The organism is Ruegeria sp. AB11 (genome assembly GCF_056536325.1).
The window spans coordinates 275,224-292,333 of the sequence record NZ_JBQFJO010000002.1 but is presented as its reverse complement, the minus strand read 5'-3'; the positions used below and the strand labels follow the sequence as shown (position 1 = coordinate 292,333).

At 57.3% G+C, this 17,110-nt stretch carries 13 protein-coding genes; 6 read left to right on the top strand and 7 right to left on the bottom strand.

Annotation, left to right across the window (positions count from 1 at the left end):
* Positions 1 to 18: 18 nt before the first annotated feature.
* Positions 19 to 906, top strand: coding sequence for a LysR family transcriptional regulator (locus tag ACR3EJ_RS20900; RefSeq protein WP_480423478.1), 888 nt, complete (start codon positions 19 to 21; stop codon positions 904 to 906).
* A gap of 235 nt (positions 907 to 1,141) precedes the next feature.
* On the opposite strand, the gene ACR3EJ_RS20895 is transcribed toward ACR3EJ_RS20900, so the two are convergent.
* Complete coding sequence (locus tag ACR3EJ_RS20895; protein ID WP_170547025.1) at positions 1,142 to 1,639, bottom strand: hypothetical protein; 498 nt, start codon at positions 1,637 to 1,639, stop codon at positions 1,142 to 1,144.
* A gap of 426 nt (positions 1,640 to 2,065) precedes the next feature.
* Here ACR3EJ_RS20895 and ACR3EJ_RS20890 point away from each other — a divergent pair, with 426 nt between their 5' ends.
* Positions 2,066 to 3,745 (top strand): tetratricopeptide repeat protein, encoded by a 1,680-nt coding sequence (locus tag ACR3EJ_RS20890; RefSeq protein WP_170547028.1) that lies wholly within the window; start codon positions 2,066 to 2,068, stop codon positions 3,743 to 3,745.
* A 349-nt stretch (positions 3,746 to 4,094) separates the two neighbouring features.
* On the opposite strand, the gene ACR3EJ_RS20885 is transcribed toward ACR3EJ_RS20890, so the two are convergent.
* The 4 genes from ACR3EJ_RS20885 to ACR3EJ_RS20870 form a co-directional block, all read right to left on the bottom strand.
* The gene (locus ACR3EJ_RS20885) at positions 4,095 to 4,799 is read right to left on the bottom strand and encodes an SDR family NAD(P)-dependent oxidoreductase (RefSeq protein WP_170547031.1); all 705 of its coding nucleotides are present in this window, start codon (positions 4,797 to 4,799) and stop codon (positions 4,095 to 4,097) included.
* Positions 4,800 to 4,841: 42 nt separating this feature from the next.
* Positions 4,842 to 6,188 (bottom strand): dihydrolipoyl dehydrogenase family protein, encoded by a 1,347-nt coding sequence (locus tag ACR3EJ_RS20880; RefSeq protein ID WP_170547035.1) that lies wholly within the window; start codon positions 6,186 to 6,188, stop codon positions 4,842 to 4,844.
* A gap of 51 nt (positions 6,189 to 6,239) precedes the next feature.
* Positions 6,240 to 7,895 (bottom strand): FAD-binding oxidoreductase, encoded by a 1,656-nt coding sequence (locus ACR3EJ_RS20875; protein ID WP_170703511.1) that lies wholly within the window; start codon positions 7,893 to 7,895, stop codon positions 6,240 to 6,242.
* Between the two features lie 70 nt (positions 7,896 to 7,965).
* A complete protein-coding gene (locus ACR3EJ_RS20870; RefSeq protein WP_170547041.1) occupies positions 7,966 to 8,586 on the bottom strand; it encodes a glutathione S-transferase in 621 nt (206 codons plus the stop codon).
* A 160-nt stretch (positions 8,587 to 8,746) separates the two neighbouring features.
* Here ACR3EJ_RS20870 and ACR3EJ_RS20865 point away from each other — a divergent pair, with 160 nt between their 5' ends.
* The 4 genes from ACR3EJ_RS20865 (at position 8,747) to ACR3EJ_RS20850 (ending at position 12,270) form a co-directional block, all read left to right on the top strand.
* Entirely contained in the window at positions 8,747 to 9,643 is an 897-nt protein-coding gene (locus ACR3EJ_RS20865) for a LysR family transcriptional regulator (RefSeq protein WP_170547044.1), read from the top strand.
* A gap of 206 nt (positions 9,644 to 9,849) precedes the next feature.
* The gene (locus tag ACR3EJ_RS20860; protein WP_480423475.1) at positions 9,850 to 10,731 is read left to right on the top strand and encodes a LysR substrate-binding domain-containing protein; all 882 of its coding nucleotides are present in this window, start codon (positions 9,850 to 9,852) and stop codon (positions 10,729 to 10,731) included.
* Between the two features lie 109 nt (positions 10,732 to 10,840).
* Positions 10,841 to 11,218: a hypothetical protein gene (locus ACR3EJ_RS20855; protein ID WP_170547051.1), complete on the top strand. Its 378-nt coding sequence runs from the start codon at positions 10,841 to 10,843 to the stop codon at positions 11,216 to 11,218.
* Positions 11,218 to 12,270 carry an alpha/beta fold hydrolase gene (locus tag ACR3EJ_RS20850; protein WP_480423473.1) on the top strand — a complete coding sequence of 351 codons (1,053 nt, stop codon included), beginning with the start codon at positions 11,218 to 11,220 and terminating at the stop codon, positions 12,268 to 12,270. Before ACR3EJ_RS20855 ends, ACR3EJ_RS20850 begins: the two co-directional genes overlap by 1 nt.
* A gap of 442 nt (positions 12,271 to 12,712) precedes the next feature.
* Here the strand turns inward: ACR3EJ_RS20850 and ACR3EJ_RS20845 are convergent, their stop codons facing one another.
* Both ACR3EJ_RS20845 and ACR3EJ_RS20840 read right to left on the bottom strand, forming a co-directional pair.
* Positions 12,713 to 15,856, bottom strand: coding sequence for an efflux RND transporter permease subunit (locus tag ACR3EJ_RS20845; protein WP_170547054.1), 3,144 nt, complete (start codon positions 15,854 to 15,856; stop codon positions 12,713 to 12,715).
* Positions 15,857 to 15,868: 12 nt separating this feature from the next.
* Positions 15,869 to 17,029 carry an efflux RND transporter periplasmic adaptor subunit gene (locus ACR3EJ_RS20840; RefSeq protein WP_170547057.1) on the bottom strand — a complete coding sequence of 387 codons (1,161 nt, stop codon included), beginning with the start codon at positions 17,027 to 17,029 and terminating at the stop codon, positions 15,869 to 15,871.
* Positions 17,030 to 17,110 lie beyond the last annotated feature (81 nt).

The window sequence follows — 17,110 nt, the reverse complement described above, 5'->3', positions numbered from 1 at the left end:
CACTTATAGTAAACAATCATGGACCGTATGACCGCCCTTACCGTGTTTCGAACCGTGGTCGAGCTTGGCAGTTTCGCAGCTGCGGCGCGCAAGTTGAACTTGTCTCCTGCTGCGATCAATAAGAATGTCGGTGAGTTGGAGGGGCATCTTTCGGCGCGTCTGATCAATCGCACGACCCGACGCATGAGTCTGACCGAGGCCGGCACGCTGTATTTCGAGCGTGTCGTGCAAGTCCTGGATGATTTGAATGAGGCCGACGCAACACTTCAGGCCATTCAGGATACGCCATCGGGCGTTTTGCGTGTGAGCGCACCAGTTACGGTGACGCTGATCGGCCTGTCGGAAAAAATCCCGAAGTTTCTTGACCGTTATCCCGATCTGACGCTGGATCTGAGGCTGTATGACCGGCGGGTCAATCTGGTGGAAGAAGGGTTTGATGTAGCTCTGCGCGGGAGCGACAATCTTGAGGACTCGGGGCTGATTGCGCGAAAGCTGATGATCATGGATCACGTCGTCTGCGCGGCACCATCTTATTTCGAACAGCACGGTCGTCCAACCCGGCCCGAGGATCTGGCGCAGCACAATTGCGTCCAGTTCACCTTGTCGGACCATGCCGTTCAATGGACGTTCATGCAGGGCCGGCGAACCGTCAAAGTCCCCGTTCGCGGTCGCTACAAGGTGTCCTCCAGCCTTGCGGTCCGGGATGCCTTGCGTGCCGGGTTCGGTCTGAGCCTTGTCCCTCGTATGTATGTCGCGGAAGATCTTGCCGCGGGACGGCTGAGTACGGCTCTGGAAGACTGGACGCCGAACGAAACCGGACTCTACGCCGTTTATCCCTCCCGGCGCTACGTGATGTCGAAGGTCCGGGTGTTTCTCGATTTTCTTGTTGAAGAACTTCAGGGATAGATGCGCTCGCACCTGGCGCGCGAATGCGCCGACCCACTGCGCAGTTAGTCGTCGACCGCGCTGTGTTGACGGAAGGAACTGTTCAGTAGGCATCATTGCGTCCTCACCATTGGAGTTAAATCGGGCCCTTTCAATCGGGGTAAGTTCCAGCAATCGCGGAAGGTAGGCCCTGGCAGGGACGCGCGTCCTGGAGGATGCACGTCCTTTTCTGGTTTCACGGATACAATAGGTGTCTTTATTGTGGCTGCTCAGCGGTTAATCGAGACCCTGTTGCATGACGGATCAGCCGAATAATCATCATCGCATGTGTAACCAGAAGAACCGGGACCACAAAGGTCGGGATGTACCAGGCCGCGTTGAAATGCGGAACGGCCTCAAGCTGCCTCAGCGCGTTCATAAGGTCAAAGACGCCGACAACATTTAGCACCCACAAGAGAGGTACAGCGATGGCCCAGCCACGCCACAATGCGATTAGCGTCAGTATGCCGGCGATTGCTGAACTCAGATCTCCGTAGCCTGCTTCCGCAGCAAACTCGCCGGGCATCGATTCCGCGACCACGCCAGGAACAAGGAAAACCAGCCCCAGATGTCGTAGCGCATGAGGAACTGTCAGCCAGAACATTGCATCCGGCCACTCAAGTTTGTTCAGTACTGGCGAAATTCGGATCGCAACAAGCGTGCAGACCACGAGACTAAGAGCGAACTGCAACAAAAAAATCTGATCAACGGACATCTTTTGGTTCCTTTCTGGCTTGGCTCACCTGACGGAGATTGTGTCAGCGCAAGCGGTTTCGGACGCTTCCAAATTGTCGAGACGCCTTTCCATTTGCTGAATACGAAACAGCAATTGATCCGTAGGGTCTGCGTGGATGGCCTCGTCCCAATCGGAAAGAAAGGTTCTGACCTGCTTCACTAACTTGCGTGTGCGAGTAAACGCTTCGGTCATTTGGTCGCCCTTTCCTTTGCAATGAATGGATTGGGTTTAAGGTGCGAACAAAATCCGAAACCCGGAAGTACGTAGCGGTTATCGTAGAGTTACCAGCTGGCGTAACTCTCATGAAAAGTATTTAAAAGTAATTGCTTATAGGTATCTGCGGCTACGTTGCAGACCGATCGAAGCGTCGAGGTCCGTTGTTAGACACACTTGAGACGGTTGCGTATGTTAGACAGAGTGGCAGGTCAGGGGGCTCGGATCGCGAATTCTGACAATATCGACACCAAAGAAGTTCGGGAGCAGCTGGAGCGCATTCTCGACCACAGGGCATTCGCACAGGCCGACCGGCAAAGCAAATTCCTGCGGTACATTGTCGAACGGTCTCTAGCGCGCAAGGATTCTGACCTAAACCAATTCTCTATCGGCATAGATGTCTTTGATCGAGGACAGGATTTTGACCCGGCCACGGATGCAATCGTTCGGGTTGAAGCCGGGCGGTTGCGGTCCAGAATTGCCGACTATTATGCAACAATGGGCAAGAACGACCCGATCCTCATAGATTTACCGAAGGGTGGGTACGTGCCGGTCATCACAATGCGCATGTCTGAGTGTTCGGACCAGAATGAGCGTTCCGATCAAACGGGCACCGCGCTTATGTCGCGCCGTCTTGCATACCCAGCACTGGTGGCCGTTTTTGCCGGCATGTCTTTTCTCCTTTGGTCAGCGTTCAGCCAGGACTCTGGGGAAATGCCTTCACCTCTTCCATCAACCGATCATTCGGTTGCGGTACTTCCGTTTGACAACATGAGCGCAGACCCGGAGCAGGAGTATTTTAGCGACGGCATCACTGAAGATATTATTACGGATCTGTCTGTGATTTCGGGACTTCGTGTCATCGCCCGGCATTCCACCTTCGTCTACAAGGGCAGGTCGGTCACCATCCGAGAGGTCGGAAACGATCTGAATGTCCGTTACGTTCTGGAAGGCAGCGTGCGCAAGCAAGGCGACCGCCTGAGGATTACCGCCCAGCTGATTGATGTCGCCTCCGAGGGTCACATCTGGGCCGCGCGATTTGATCGGGGCGTTTCGGATGTATTTGATGTTCAGGACGAGGTGACCGCTCAGATCGTAAGTGCCTTGGAAGTGGTTCTGACCGATGCTGAAGTAGAACGATTGAGCCATAGAAACACGGCCAGCGTCGAGGCTCATGATCTATACCTTCGCGGTCAAGAGCGATTTTGGCATCTTGATGCAGCAGGCGTTACCGAGGCCATCGCGCTGTTCCAGAGTGCCATTGACGCCGACCCGGATTATGCAGAGGCGTATGCCTGGAAGGCTCGCGCGCTGACATTTGCGTTTCTCAGTGGGATTAACTCTTCCGAAGGCGAGACAATCGAACGCGCCGTCGAACTTGCCAACAAGGCAATCAGGATTGATCAACGTTTGCCGATGGCCCACGCCAACCTTGCTTGGGCTCTCCGATGGCACAGGGAACTTACCGAAGCGCAAAAGTCAGTAGAAACTGCGATCACCCTGGATCCGAATTTTGCCGATGCACTATTGTGGAAATCGATGATCCACTCCGCGGCATCGGACGGAGAAGGGGCGCTGAATGCAATCCATCGGGCGATTGAACTAAATCCAAACTACAGCGTAACTTACACTCTGGCGCTTGGGCGGGCTTACTTTGCGCTTGGTGACTTCGAAACTGCTCTGTCCAATTTTCGGCGAACGGTAACGAGAAATCCCCGATTCCTTCCGGGGCGAATTCATGAGGCTCTTGCGCTGGAACGTTTAGGAAAAGTTGAGGCGTCGAATTCAGCTTTTTCGAGTATCGAAGAAGCGTTCCCAGACTACCGAAACAGCCCCAGCTACAAGATCATTCTGCTGGAATGGCCGGAATAATACGGATCCAAGTTTTCGCGTGCTGAACACTTGGCAACGACGGGCTGCCGCAACCTGTCTGCCGAATGGTCAAAATGCTGTCGACGACGGGCTATGTTTGAAGGCCGGATTGTCATTCATGGATCTTCGTTTTCCTTTCAACGGTCCGACAACATACGAATACATCAGCAATACCTAGACTTTAGAATCGGACAGGCACATTGTTGATCCCATCCTCCAGGTGCCAGGGCTGAACACTGAAACCCTTTGCCCCATGCCCACGTATTGGGGAAAAAAGGCGTCTTCCGATCACTGGGTAGTCCGCATATCTGATTGAACTCAATCGGCCTGCGAGTGACCAGCTAAAGACTCACCATTTTTCCCCGAAGGGCCGCAGCTCCACATCGAAGGACCATGTGGACTGGTCCTGATGGGCGATATGAAAGACCTCTGCAGCGATGGCGTCGGGTTTGCTGAAAAACTCCTCGGGCATATCGGCGTTAAAAGGCACGCGGGTCCACGGCGTGTCGATGGCCGCATCGATCACCACATAGGCGACGTGGATGCCCTTCGGTCCCAGTTCGCGGGCAAGCGCCTGCGCAAAGATCCTTTGTGCGGCTTTTGTCGGAGCAAAAAGCCCGTAATTTGGAACACCGCGCAGTGCGGCCGTGTTGCCGGTTACAATGATCGCGCCGCTGCCGCGCTTCACCATGGCTGGAGTCAGTTCGCGGGCCATGTACAAAAGGCTTGTGGTGTTGACCCGGAAATTACGCTCCAACTCTTGCGGGTCCGCTTCCATGAAGGGTTTGAACGTGGCGCGAACGGCGTTGTGAACGATCACCTCGGGCGTGCCCATCTCTGAATTCACTTGCTGGCAGACCCGGACAAGCTGGTCGAGGTCCTCAAGGTCGAAGGCGAAGGACCGCGCGCCGGGCAGTTCCTTTTCAAGCTCCGACAAACGCGCAGTGTTCCGGGCCAGCAAGGCGACGCGGTACCCATCCCGTGCAAACCGGCGGGCAACCGATGCTCCGGTTCCGTCGCCGACTCCGGTGATCATACAGACCTTATCTTTCATGACGGCTCTCCTCCTGAAATATCTCGCTTGCCGGATGATACCCTAGATCAGGGACTTCATATCCGCCGCGAAGGTCGGAAAGGCGTAAAGCGAGGTCTTGAGGTCATTGGCGGGAATGCCGTGGCGCATCGCCATGGCAAAGAGATGGATCAACTCGTCGCCATGATGCCCAAGGATATGGGCACCCACGATCCGGTCATTGTTCTGATCGACCAGAACTTTGGACCAAGCTGCGGATTCAGCATAGGTCTTGGCCGAGAACCAGCCGGACATGTCCGACACCGTGACCGCCACATCCAGACCGCGTTCGCGGGCTTCGGCCTCTGTCAGGCCAACGGAACTGAGCGCCGGAACCGTATAGACCGCGCTGGGGATCACGCTGTAGTCCGGCTTTTTTGTGGGGCCGTTGACGATATTGTGGCCGACGATCTGGCCTTCATAGGTCGCAACAGGGGACAGTTGCGCCGAATGTGCGACGGCATCACCCACCACCCAGACCGTGGAGTTCGAGGTGGACCGCATCGTGTCGTCGATCAGAATGCGCAGCCCGTCATGGTCGACGCCGCCAGCCTCCAGGTTCAGGCCGTCGATATTGGCGATACGGCCCGCGCCGTTGACGACCCGCTCGGCGGTCACGCTCTGGTCGCGGCCTTCACGCTGAAACCGGACGTCTAGGCCATCGGCGGTCTTTTCGATGGCCGTCACCGACACTCCGGTTTTGACAACAACGCCAAGGCGTTCGGTTTCGGCACGCAAAGCGGTAACGGCGTCACTGTCAAGACGCGGCAATAGCTGCGGCAGTGCCTCCAGGATCGTCACCTGTACCCCTGCACGCGCGTAGACATGGCTGAACTCCATTGCGATGACACCACCGCCGATGAACACGACCTCACGCGGCAGGGTAGGGTCGGACAACACCTCGTCCGAGGTGATCATGTGTTCGGCCCCGGGGATAGGCAGCGGTCTTGGCTTCGATCCCGTGGCAATGACGATGTTCCGGCCCCGGATGACCTGACCATCCACATCGACGCTGTCCGGTCCGACGAAGCGCGCGGTGCCACGAAAAACATCGCCGCGTTTTTCGGCCAGCCCGTGCATCGCGTCCGGAATAAACCCGATCAGATCCTTTTCCCGCTGGATCAGTTTGGCCCAGTCCAACCGTGGCTTGCCAACGTCGATCCCGTGGGTTGCGGCCCGTTCGATCTCGTGCATGGCGTGGGCGGCTGCTACCAGCACTTTCTTAGGCGTGCAGCCGCGATTGGGGCAGGTGCCGCCAAAATCGCGGGCCTCGATAAAGGCGATGGATTTCCCGGCTTCATGCGCAACGGCCGACACTCCAAACCCGGCATTACCGCCACCGATAATCACTACATCATAAAATTCGCGCATGTCCTTGCTCCTATGGTTTGAGTTTCATTTGCCCCGAAGGATCATGTCAGATCACCCAGCGGGACCGAAACTTTCGGTATGAATATGCACCGGAGAGATGCCTCGGCGTTCCAGATCGGTCTGCATCTCGGCCATGAAACCGACAGGGCCGCACAGAAAATAATGTGCGCTGGCATCGTCGATCAGTTGCGCCAGAAGTGCTGCGTCAACGCGACCATGCGTGTCAAAATCCACCCCGATCTCATCCACCGGCGTAGGTTGACTATACGCCACATGAGTCGTGATCCCCGACCGTCTGGCGGCCAGATCGCGAACTTCACCGGCCAGCGGATGGTGCTGACCATCCCGCGCGCCGTGGATGAACCAGACAGGGCGATTGCCGCGCTCACCCGCGACCTTATTCAGAATGCTCAACATTGGCGTGACACCCACACCGGCGCTGACCAGAACCAGGGGACACCGGTCGCAGGTCATCACGAAATCACCCGCGGGCCGACCGCCGTTGATGATCGCGCCCGGTTCCAGATGATCGTGCAGAAATCGCGACGCGATCCCCTTTTGCTCACGCTTGACCGTGATCCGATAGCGATGTTCGTCCGGTCCGTTGCTGAGCGAATAGGTGCGACGCACCGGTTCCGAGATCCCCGGAACTTCAAGTTCGATCGGCAGGTGCTGTCCGGGCTCAAACCCGGCCAGCGGACCGCTATCTCGGGCCTCGAAAACAAACGAGGTGACATCGGCGCTTTCTCGGATTTTTTCGATCAGGCGGATCGACCGGACAGACTCCGCATCCGAATTCCATCTGAGACTCACCGCCGACCGTGTTTCCACGATCTCGTCGATCTCCAGCGTCACCAGACGCCGCGCGCCAGGGACCTGCGCAATCTCATCGCTGTCCCAGTCGATCGAGGCGGTGCCGGTCAGTTGCAGCAGGCTGCCGCTTTCGAAGTCGACGAACAGGAACCCCGCCTTGGGATCAAGCAGCAGGTTGCCGATGGTGTTGAAGTGATTGTTGCCGGCGTAATCGGGAAACCGCAGTCTCCGGTCGTCCAGAACCTTCACGAAACCGCGGTCACCGCCGCGATGGGATGCATCCATCCCGAAAATCGGGCTGTCGCCCCCTTCGCGGAAGCCGCTGGCGATAAAGAAAGTATCGGCAGTTTCGATCCACCGGGTTTGATCCGACGTCAGACGTTGGCCGCGCGTGGTCAGTCCGGGCCCCGAGCTTTCCACCCGAGTCCACGCACGTTCGCGGATGTATTGCGGGCAATTGCCAAAGGTCTGATCGACGCGAAAGTCAAAGCCGGTCGGCGTGACGCGCCCGGCGCGGCCATTGACCCGATTGCGCCGCCGCGTGGCCAATTCGATGCCAAGGATGCCGATATCACTTTGCGGACGAAGGGCTTTGTGCAGCGCATCACCCCGGACGGGCAGGGCGGCGATGGAAAGCGTTTTGGTATCCGGCGCTGTGACAAACCCGTCCGGCCCTTCGACCAACGTGGCCCAGGGCCGGCCTTGTCCGTCGCGGGCGGCCATTACCAGAAACGGCAGTGCGGTGTGAAAGTCCCTATGTTGTTCCGGCATGTGGTCGCGAACGACTTTGCGTGCCCAGTGTTCGATATCGCGGACACCCAGCCGCGCCTGCGCCATGTGTTCGCCCCGATGGAAGGGCGAAGTGCTGCTGTCGAGGGGGTCGGTGATAAGCATGGAATCTCTCCTGGGCGGAACACGGGGTGGTAACTCGCGCCCGGCGTCAGCGACCGGGCGCGCGGCAACGTCAGGCGGCGAGGCCGACCTTGGTGCTTTGCATCGGTACAAAACCGGGCAATGCCTCGACCCGGGCCAGCAGGGCGCGGATGTTGGGATAGTCGCCCAGCGAAACGTTCCCCTCGGGGGCGTGGGCCGTGTAGCTGTAGATCGCGACATCGGCGATGGACGGGTTGGTTCCGACCAGCCAGTCGCACCCGTCCAGATGCGCCTCAAGCCGTTCAAAGGCGGATTTGGCGACGGCCTTGGCGCGTTCGGCGTCCAGCTGCGCGCCGAAGACGGTGATCAGCCGTGCAGCTGCGGGGCCGTGGGCGATATCCCCTGCCGCCAGTGACAGGAACTTCTGAACCTCAGCCGCGCCCACCGGATCGGTCGGCAGCCAGTCGGGGGCGTATTTCCGGGCGAGGTAGACCAGAATGGCGTTTGAATCGGCGATGGCGGTTTCGCCATCCTCGATCACCGGCACCTGTCCGGCCGGGTTCAGGGAGAGAAACGGTTCCTTCTTATGCTCGCCGGCCAGCAGATCGACATCGACCAATTCATGATTGATGCCGCCCAGCTTGGCGAACAGCTCGACCCGGTGCGAGTGACCGGACAATGGGTGGCGATGAATACGGATAGCGCTTGGCATGGTGGATTCCTTTTGGGAGGTTCTCTGGAGGTGATGCAGTTCATTGCAGATCACTGGGCCAAACATGCCAAAGGCTCAATTCATTTATAATCCCATACTTTATTCAGTAACTATGAACATTATGGTAATAATGAAATGGGAACGACAAAGGAGCTTGGCCATGGACACGATTGATACGATGCGCGCCTTTCTGGCCGTTGCGCATGAAGGGTCTTTTACGTCTGCGGGGAAACGCCTTGGTCTGTCGACCCGGTTGGTTAGCAAATATGTCGCGCAGCTTGAGAGCAGGCTTTCGACCCAGTTGTTCAACCGAACGACTCGAAGCGTTGCGCTGACGGATGTTGGCCTAGCCTATCTCGAACGATGTCGTCCTATTGTGGAGCAGATAGACGAGTTGGAGGATCTGGTTCAGGAAAAGCAATCTGCGCTGGCCGGGTTGATCCGGATCACCGCACCGACCGGGTTTGGCAGCAACAATTTAGCGCTTGCACTGGTTCCGTTCATGCAGGCCCACCCTGAGGTGGATATAGACCTCAAACTCTCAGACAACAGAGTCGCCCTGGTGGAAGAAGGGATTGATCTTGCCATCAGAATTGGTGTGCTTCGGGACTCGACACTGATTGCGCGTAAACTGGCAGATATGCCACTTATAGTTTGCGTATCGCCGGACTATCTAACAGCACGAGGGCGTCCTGGTGACCCAATGGCACTTGCCACGCACAACTGTCTTATCGATGAAAACCCGGCTGACGCAACCGCGTGGAGGTTCCGGTCCGACGCTCGGGATTTCGTGGTGAAAGTTTCTGGCACTTTACATGCCAATGCTCCGGCGGCAATCGCTAACATGGCGATTGCGGGTCTCGGCATTGGACGCTGTCCTCAATACGCCGTCGCCCAGGCCCTGGCAAACGGGAGCTTGGAGCAGCTTTTCAAAGACTACGAAACAGAAAACTTTGGTCTCTACGCGCTTTACCCACCCAACCGCCATCTAACCGCGCGTGTTCGGGCGCTGATCGACCACCTGGCTTTGTACTTCTCAATGAAGCCAGATGCATGAACCAGCAACCGGAAAAAAATTGTGTGCTGCATCGCTCATTGGATGCGTGTGAGATGGCAGACTTCCCTAGCGACTGATCCACCTGCTTGTGGCGCGACTAAGTCGCCCTGTGATCACCGAAGAGTAACTCGTCTTTTTTACGGACTTTGTTGTGAAGCGCTGTACTATGTTGAGCTATTCTCGCCTGGAACAACGAGGCCAACTGTTTGCGCTCAAGCCCGAACCTTCCTCCGCTTCTATCGCTTCGCGCTTTTTCAGCCGTTGCGAGGCTTTTGAGTTTTCGAAGGGCTGCGGATGAATTGCTGATTTCGCAAAGCACGGTCAGCCATCACATTAAGCAGCTTGAAGCGATGCTCGGAACGCCGCTTTTCGCACGACATGCCCGCAGCATCTCGTTAACTCCTGAGGGGGAGCGATATCTCGTAGAAATCAACACCGCATTCCGTACGATCACGGATGCGACCGCAGAGCTTCGGGCCGAAGCTGGGCGGGAGACGCTTCGCGTCACGGCGCTGCCGTCCTTCTGCTCAATGTGGCTCATGTCGCGCCTTGCCTCTTTTTCGGATGTGCATCCAGGGATTCACATTGAACTGGACCCGACACTTGAGGTTGTCAGCTTTGCTCGCGACGAGGCTGATCTGGGCGTGAGGTTCGGAACCGGCCCGTGGAAGGGTGTGGATGCCCGGTTGCTGCATGTGGAAAAGATCGCACCCGTTGCACATTCTGAGCGAACCCTACCGCTCACAGACCTGTCTGACGAACAACTTCTTACGAGCCGCAAGGAGCAGGAATGGCAGTCTTGGGCGGAGTCGCGCGGAATTGATATAGCGGGCACGAAGCGGATGCCGCTCAATGACTATAATGTTGTTGTTCAGGCTGCAATCGATGGCGGAGGTGTGGCAATCGGTCGTCAGTTGCTCGTTGAAACACTCGTGCGCGAAGGTCGGCTCACTTGGCTCGCAGAACCCAAGACAGTAGACGAAGACCTCGGCTATTGGCTGGTTAGCGCTGAAGGACGGCCTTTCACCCAAGCAATGTCGCTATTCGCTGACTGGCTCACCGAGGCTCTCGCGGAAACCGATTTTTGAGCCTTAACATCAAGCGATCCATTTAATCGATCACTGACACGCCTCCTTCGAATTGGTAAGAAACCAAGCGCCAAATTACGTTCCTCCTTGTAACCGAAAGGAGGACGCCATGACCAAAGCGCGACCCGATAGCCGCCCAACGCAGGGCCAGAAGGACCTGTTTTCAGCTCTCGTCGATCACGGGCCTGTGGCAGACAAGTTTGACGCGCCTGTCGAACTCGGCCTGCTTCAACGCATCGTCGTTGCCGGCTTCCACGTACTAACAACTCGTAAGACGCGACAGGCACTGGAAGGTCTTGAGCGCGTTCGTTTGCGCGACATCGGCCTGGAGCCGAGCGATATTGATCGCGCTGTCCGAGATTCCGCTGACCAGGCGGCCGAAGAATTCGCGCGCCGGTTACACGGTCGTTGGCATACCGCCCTTCAAAGCGCTGGAAGCCTCAACGCAGAGAGCGAATGCCTTATGTGCGCCGGAAGGGGGCAGTGATGAGACTACGCGACCCTTCCGCTAACAAGAGCCAGGTCACACGCCGCACAATGCTGCAGTTGACCATGGCTGGCGCGTTCAGCGCGGGCCTTCGACCATCCCCGAGCTTTGGAGAACCCAACATGACCCACCCGACACCTGCCGTACCGGCCGATGCCACATTTGACGGCACTTGGCCTTTTCCCGCACACTACACCGACGCGCCCGGTTACGCCGCCCACTACGTTGATATCGGCGAGGGGCCCGAGACTCTGCTTCTGCTGCATGGCGAGCCCACCTGGAGCTATCTTTTCCGGCACCAAATCGCCACGTGGTCGCGCCATCATCGGGTCGTGGCGGTTGACCATATGGGCTTTGGCAAGAGCGCAACGCCAGGCGACCGGACCTACTGGCTGCAGGACCATATCGACAATCTGGAAGCGGTCGCTCTTGCCCTCGACTTGCGAGACGTGACCCTTGTGATGCATGACTTTGGCGGACCGGCAGGTATGGGGCTCGCAATCCGCCATCCGGACCGGATAAAGCGGATTGTCTCCGTCAACGGGCCAACGCCGTTCGGTCAGGCCGATCTCGTTGACCGGCTGGTTGCGAATGCTGGCGAAGCCCCTTGGTTTCAGTGGATCCTGAAAGCGCAAGATGACGGAACTCTGGAACCGCTTCTGGGCCAGCTTGATTACACGATCCTGTCCACAATGAAGCTGAACGGTTTCGAAGATGCCTCAATCGTCACGGACGCTTGGCTCAAAGCCTATCGGGCGCCATTCCCAACACCGGCAGAAGCTGCTGGCGCGATTGGATGGGCCAAGGGGTTTGCGACCGGGGCGCATAAGTTCGAAGAACCGGACGCGGCGGCCCGACTGGCGATCAGTGCGAAACCAGCACTCGCGATCTGGGGGGAAGAAGACCGCACGCTGCATGCAAAGCACTTTCTTCCACTGTTCAAGGCGGTGTTTCCGAGCGGCAAAATTCAGCGTCTGCCGGGTGCTGGCCATTACAGTCCCGAAGACGCTCCGCGTGAAGTAACTGATCACGTTCTTTCGTTTATTGGGTAGACGCAATCTTTGGCTACTCTGCTTAGATTGAGTAGCCACTAAATCCAGCCATCGAATGACGTCGGTTTTCTAACGCCCTCTTCTGCCAGCGGCGAGGCTGCATGCTATTCATGTTTGGATCGATAAACTCGAACCTAAGACAGGTCTCACCTTGGATCACTTAGATGGGACAGGCAATGTCTGGCACCTTGACGAGGTTGATGTGAAAATCTCAGGTCGCAAGAATTGGCTGTAGTGCGCGGTCAATTAGCCTGCATCGCGACGGGCAACCAGACACCGCTGCAAGCGCGCAGAGGGTTTGAGCAATTTGAGGGCTCCACGTCGGGCGCGCTTGCGTCTGACAGAGAACTCGACTACCAAAATCCAATCTGCGGGCTCTCGTTATGAGTGAAGGACTGGCAGGGAGCATGTCAAGGCTTGCCAATTCTGGTTGCTGGACTCCTCATTCCGCCGCGAGTGAGACCACTGCGCTATCGGATATAGGGCGCAGCTGAGTGGCCAAATGCAGTCTTCTGAACTTCCCACGATACACCAAAGCGAAAATCGGCGGTGTGAAGTAGAAAGACACAACCGTCGACAACAAAACACCTCCGGCTATGGCAACTGCAAACGGTGGCCAGAATGCGCCTCCGCCCAAAATCAGAGGCAGGAAACCACCAAAGGTTGTAACCGTTGTCGAGATGATGTGGCGGCTTGAGCCAGTTACCACGCGCGCCATGGCAGTGCGATCACCACTACTGGCTTGGGGGTCCTGTTGCAGTCCGGTCAGTATGATGATGGCCGCGTTGATCGACACACCGATCGAGCCAATGACGCCAATGATGGCTTGAATTCCAAACGGGAACTGCATGATTGCCAGCGACAGTATTGAAAGACCGGCCGACAACACACAGACCACCAGCGTGACCATAGTCAGTCGGAATGAGTTGAAGGTCAGCACGATTGTCGCAATGGAGAGCGTGACAATCAACCCGACCGACGCCATCAAATTGCCAACCGTATTGGATCGCGCGTCACTGTCACCGCCCAATGACATCCTATAGCCTCGCGGCATTACAAACCCGGACGCATCGAGCGATTTCAGGACGTCCTGCAAAGCCTCCTCGGGCAACACGCCTGGCACGATGAACGCCTGGATGGTGTTTTCGCGAATTCCGTCTGTTCGGGTTATTACGCTTTCCGCAGGTTCGATCATAGGTTGCGCCAGTTCTGACAGCGGAACGGCCGGAAACTCACCGGTGGCAGAAATTGCTGCCGCGTTCGGAAGCAGGATTGGCATGCTCACAATCGTACTCAGGTCCGAGCGGACTTCGTCGCCCAATCGCACACGCACCGGCAACTGCTCGGTCCCTTCGATCAGTGATCCGCCCGTAATGCCCACCAGTGCCGTATCCAACTGACCCGCGATATCGGCGACATCCAGCCCCAGCAGGCGGGCTTTGACCTCATCAATCTCGAACCGGATTTGGGGGTTGCCACCATTGACGCTGGCCCGTGCCTGGGTCACCAGATCCAGATTGGCCATAATTGAGCGTACTTCATCTCCCAGATTGCGAAGAACCGTGATGTCTTGCCCATGAATCTTAACCTCGACCGGGGCAGCGACAGGTGGGCCCTGCACAAGATTGCGCACGATTATCTGCGCGTCGGGGAAATCGGTGTCCAGACGGCTCTGCAACGCGCCGACAAGGCGGGCAGCATCGGCCGCGGTACCGGTCGTGATCATGGCCTGTGCATAACCGGGCTCGCGTGAGCGGTTGCCAACAATATTGTAGAAGAAGGCCGGGCCTGACTCGCCCACCGTCCAGTAGACACTTGCCACACCCTCATCGGTCAGCAGCAACTCGTCGATCTGACGCACGGTTGCTTCAGTACTGGCGATTGATGTGCCACCTGGCATGTCGACCTCAATGTAAAATTGGTTCCGGTCGACGCCCGGAAAGAACTGCGCGGTCAGCGTTGGAAAGGCGGCAAAGCCAAGAACAGGCAGAACCAAGGCCAGCGCGATTGAGCGCACCGGGTTGGCGGCGGACAGGCGGATGGAGGCCTCAAACCGGCGGGCGAGTGGTGGGATAGTGATACCTGGGCTCAGCATCCCGGCGTCCGCGCGATCTGGCAGAACCCAGCCCGCAATCGCCGGTGTTACTGTCAAAGCGACGAAAAGCGACCAAACCAGCATCAGCACCACTGCGATGGCGATGGCCCCGACAAAGTCCCCTGCTGGTCCGGGCAGCAGGATCATCGGCGTGAAGGCGAGCGCAGTTGTGACGGTTGATGCGAGCAGCGGCGCCGCCAACCGCCGAACGGCATCCCTCACAGCTGCAAGACGCTCCATCCCATCTTGCAGGCGACGCCGAATTTCGTCGGTCATCACGATGGCAGCATCAACCAGCAAACCCAACGCCACGATCAGGCCCGTGACCGACATCTGGTGGATCGGCAAACCGATCATATTCATGGTGGCCAGCGTGGCCAGAGAGACGATAGGTAATACCAAAGCCACAATCGCAGCTGCCCGAACGCCCAGTGTGATGAACAAAACAGCGACCACAAGCGCCACGCCGATGGCCATGTTGATACCGACCTCGGTTAACCGATCCGTCGTGTATTGGCTTTGGTCAAACAGCAGCACTTCCTGAATGCCCAAAGGCACCAACGCTGCGCCAGCCGCAAGCTCGTCCTTCAGGAAGCCGGTCCAACGGTCGATTTGCACCCCTTCCTGTGCGAGAACTCCTACCACAACCGCAGGTTTACCGTCTGCAAAAGCAATCGAAGACCGCGGGTTGCGTGCGCCCCTGTCCACTTTGGCTATATCACCCAGCTGCACCACGGCACCTCCCGCGCTTTCGCGCAGGACGATGTTTCTGATGCGGTCCAGTGTCTCAATCTCCCCGCTGATATTTATGGTCAGATCCACGTCGGACTGAAGTCTGCCCGACTGAACCTTGCCATCAGCCTCTGCAATCCGCTGTGAGATCTCGACGGCGCTGAGCCCCAATGCGGCTGCCTTGTCCATATCGACACGGACCAGGACTTCCTCATCTGGCTGGCCAAAGTAATCAACAGCACGCGTCGTAGGTATCGCCCGTAATCGGTCGCCTAAAGCTTCGGCATGTCGTGACAACAACGTGACCGGAAAATCCGGGTTGTCCGCAGCCACAGCTATGACGGCGGAATAGGCTGAAATACCTTCGGCATCGAAATCCGGGCGCAACACATCTGCAGGAAAATTCTGGCTGGCATCATCAACGGCATCCCGCGCTTCGGCCCAAACCTGTTCTATTGTGGCTTCGTCAAGCGTCTCAAGTAGTTCAACCGAGACCACCGAAACACCCGAGCGAGAAACGGAACTGATCTCATCCACTTCGGCGATTTTCCGGAGCTCTTCCTCGATCTCCGAAGTGACCAGCGCCTCAACACGCTCGGGGTCTGCACCCGGGAATTGTGTTGTGACGGTCGCGAAGAGATTGGTGATTGTGGGGTCTTCTTGACGTCCTAAAGACAGGAACGAAGACAGCCCGGCTGAGACAAGGACCAGAATGATCAGCGCGACGAGTCTGGGATGGCGAAAGGTAAGGGTTTCCATGAGATCGCTCCGTTATTCGCTGGAGCTGAACGCGACACGCTGTCCAACGGTGACGCGCTGCGGTCCCTGATCGATCAGAACAGTGCCGTCCGGAAACGTCCCGCGAACAAAAACGCGGTCATCCTCGGCATGCAGAACTTCAACGGTTGCGAGACGAACTGTCTTCTGTGCGTCGGCAACCAGCAAAGTCCATTGCCCCCGTGTCCCTTCTTTCAGTGAGGTCGTCGGTACCCAGGTTCCCGCGCTCGCAACCGGATCAAAGACATGCACGCGCGCAGTTTGTCCGAATGCAACATCCGGTCCGTCTTTGAGATTGAACAGGGCGGTCCGGGTTCGGGTGACTGGATCTATATCGGGTCGCAGCGTCGCAAGGTCTGCCCGATAGCGCTCGCCCGCTATTTCAACCTCGACATCTGACAGCAGCACAGGTTCAACGTCCAGAGGGATCCCGATCCTGACCTGCGGCGACACAACTTCAACCATGCCCAGCACCAGTTCACCTGAGCGTAGCGTTTCTCCGCCGTCAACATGACGGGTGGTGATCTGGCCTGCGAATGGCGCCTCGATGCTAGATTTTTCAATCCGAACTGATACGTCGCGCAATCCGGCGTCAAGTTCGCCCATTCTGGACATCAACTCATCCTGTTGTGCCACGGCCTCGTCCAGACGTGCCTGACTGGTAAAACCCTGTTCGATCAGCTTGGCATTTCGCTCAACAGTTTTTTGGGCAAACACAAGCTGCGCCGCAATGGCATCGCGCGATGCGGTCAGGCGGTCGTGTTCGACCTCTAACAAAGCGGTATCCAGCGTTGCAAGAAGCTGACCTTTCGCAACCTCATCGCCTTCGTCCACAAGAATTTGATCCAACGTCCCATTCAGTTCGAACGAAACATCTGCCGCGCGTTGCGGCTCGACCTGACCGATGAAAACGCGATCGACGGTATAGGCGCTCTCGGAAGTGATAGGGGTCACGGAAACCGGGGTCACCGCAGCAGCCGCCGGTGCCGGTACGGCGTCTGCCCGGCGCGAAAGCTCGGAGGCGCCGAGGTAAACCGCAGCGGCTGCGACGGCGATAACACTGACGGTCAATCCAAGCCGTACAGTACCACGCAACATACACAAAAACAGGCCGGGTTTAGCTGTTTCAGATGGAGGATTCGCGGAATTCGACATCGAGGGACCTCATCAAGTTAGTTCATCTAACATATGTTAGTACTTCTCACTTTGACAAGGGGCGCGTGATCTGCCACATGT

What these genes read in the sequence shown, in the direction of transcription:
- ACR3EJ_RS20890 (WP_170547028.1), top strand. Translation starts at nt 2,066, where the DNA reads ATGTTAGACAGAGTGGCAGGTCAGGGGGCTCGGATCGCGAATTCTGAC.
- ACR3EJ_RS20855 (WP_170547051.1), top strand. Translation starts at nt 10,841, where the DNA reads ATGACCAAAGCGCGACCCGATAGCCGCCCAACGCAGGGCCAGAAGGAC.
- ACR3EJ_RS20875 (WP_170703511.1), bottom strand. Translation starts at nt 7,895, where the DNA reads ATGCTTATCACCGACCCCCTCGACAGCAGCACTTCGCCCTTCCATCGG.
- ACR3EJ_RS20900 (WP_480423478.1), top strand. Translation starts at nt 19, where the DNA reads ATGGACCGTATGACCGCCCTTACCGTGTTTCGAACCGTGGTCGAGCTT.
- ACR3EJ_RS20850 (WP_480423473.1), top strand. Translation starts at nt 11,218, where the DNA reads ATGAGACTACGCGACCCTTCCGCTAACAAGAGCCAGGTCACACGCCGC.
- ACR3EJ_RS20840 (WP_170547057.1), bottom strand. Translation starts at nt 17,029, where the DNA reads ATGTCGAATTCCGCGAATCCTCCATCTGAAACAGCTAAACCCGGCCTG.
- ACR3EJ_RS20885 (WP_170547031.1), bottom strand. Translation starts at nt 4,799, where the DNA reads ATGAAAGATAAGGTCTGTATGATCACCGGAGTCGGCGACGGAACCGGA.
- ACR3EJ_RS20895 (WP_170547025.1), bottom strand. Translation starts at nt 1,639, where the DNA reads ATGTCCGTTGATCAGATTTTTTTGTTGCAGTTCGCTCTTAGTCTCGTG.
- ACR3EJ_RS20845 (WP_170547054.1), bottom strand. Translation starts at nt 15,856, where the DNA reads ATGGAAACCCTTACCTTTCGCCATCCCAGACTCGTCGCGCTGATCATT.
- ACR3EJ_RS20880 (WP_170547035.1), bottom strand. Translation starts at nt 6,188, where the DNA reads ATGCGCGAATTTTATGATGTAGTGATTATCGGTGGCGGTAATGCCGGG.
- ACR3EJ_RS20870 (WP_170547041.1), bottom strand. Translation starts at nt 8,586, where the DNA reads ATGCCAAGCGCTATCCGTATTCATCGCCACCCATTGTCCGGTCACTCG.
- ACR3EJ_RS20865 (WP_170547044.1), top strand. Translation starts at nt 8,747, where the DNA reads ATGGACACGATTGATACGATGCGCGCCTTTCTGGCCGTTGCGCATGAA.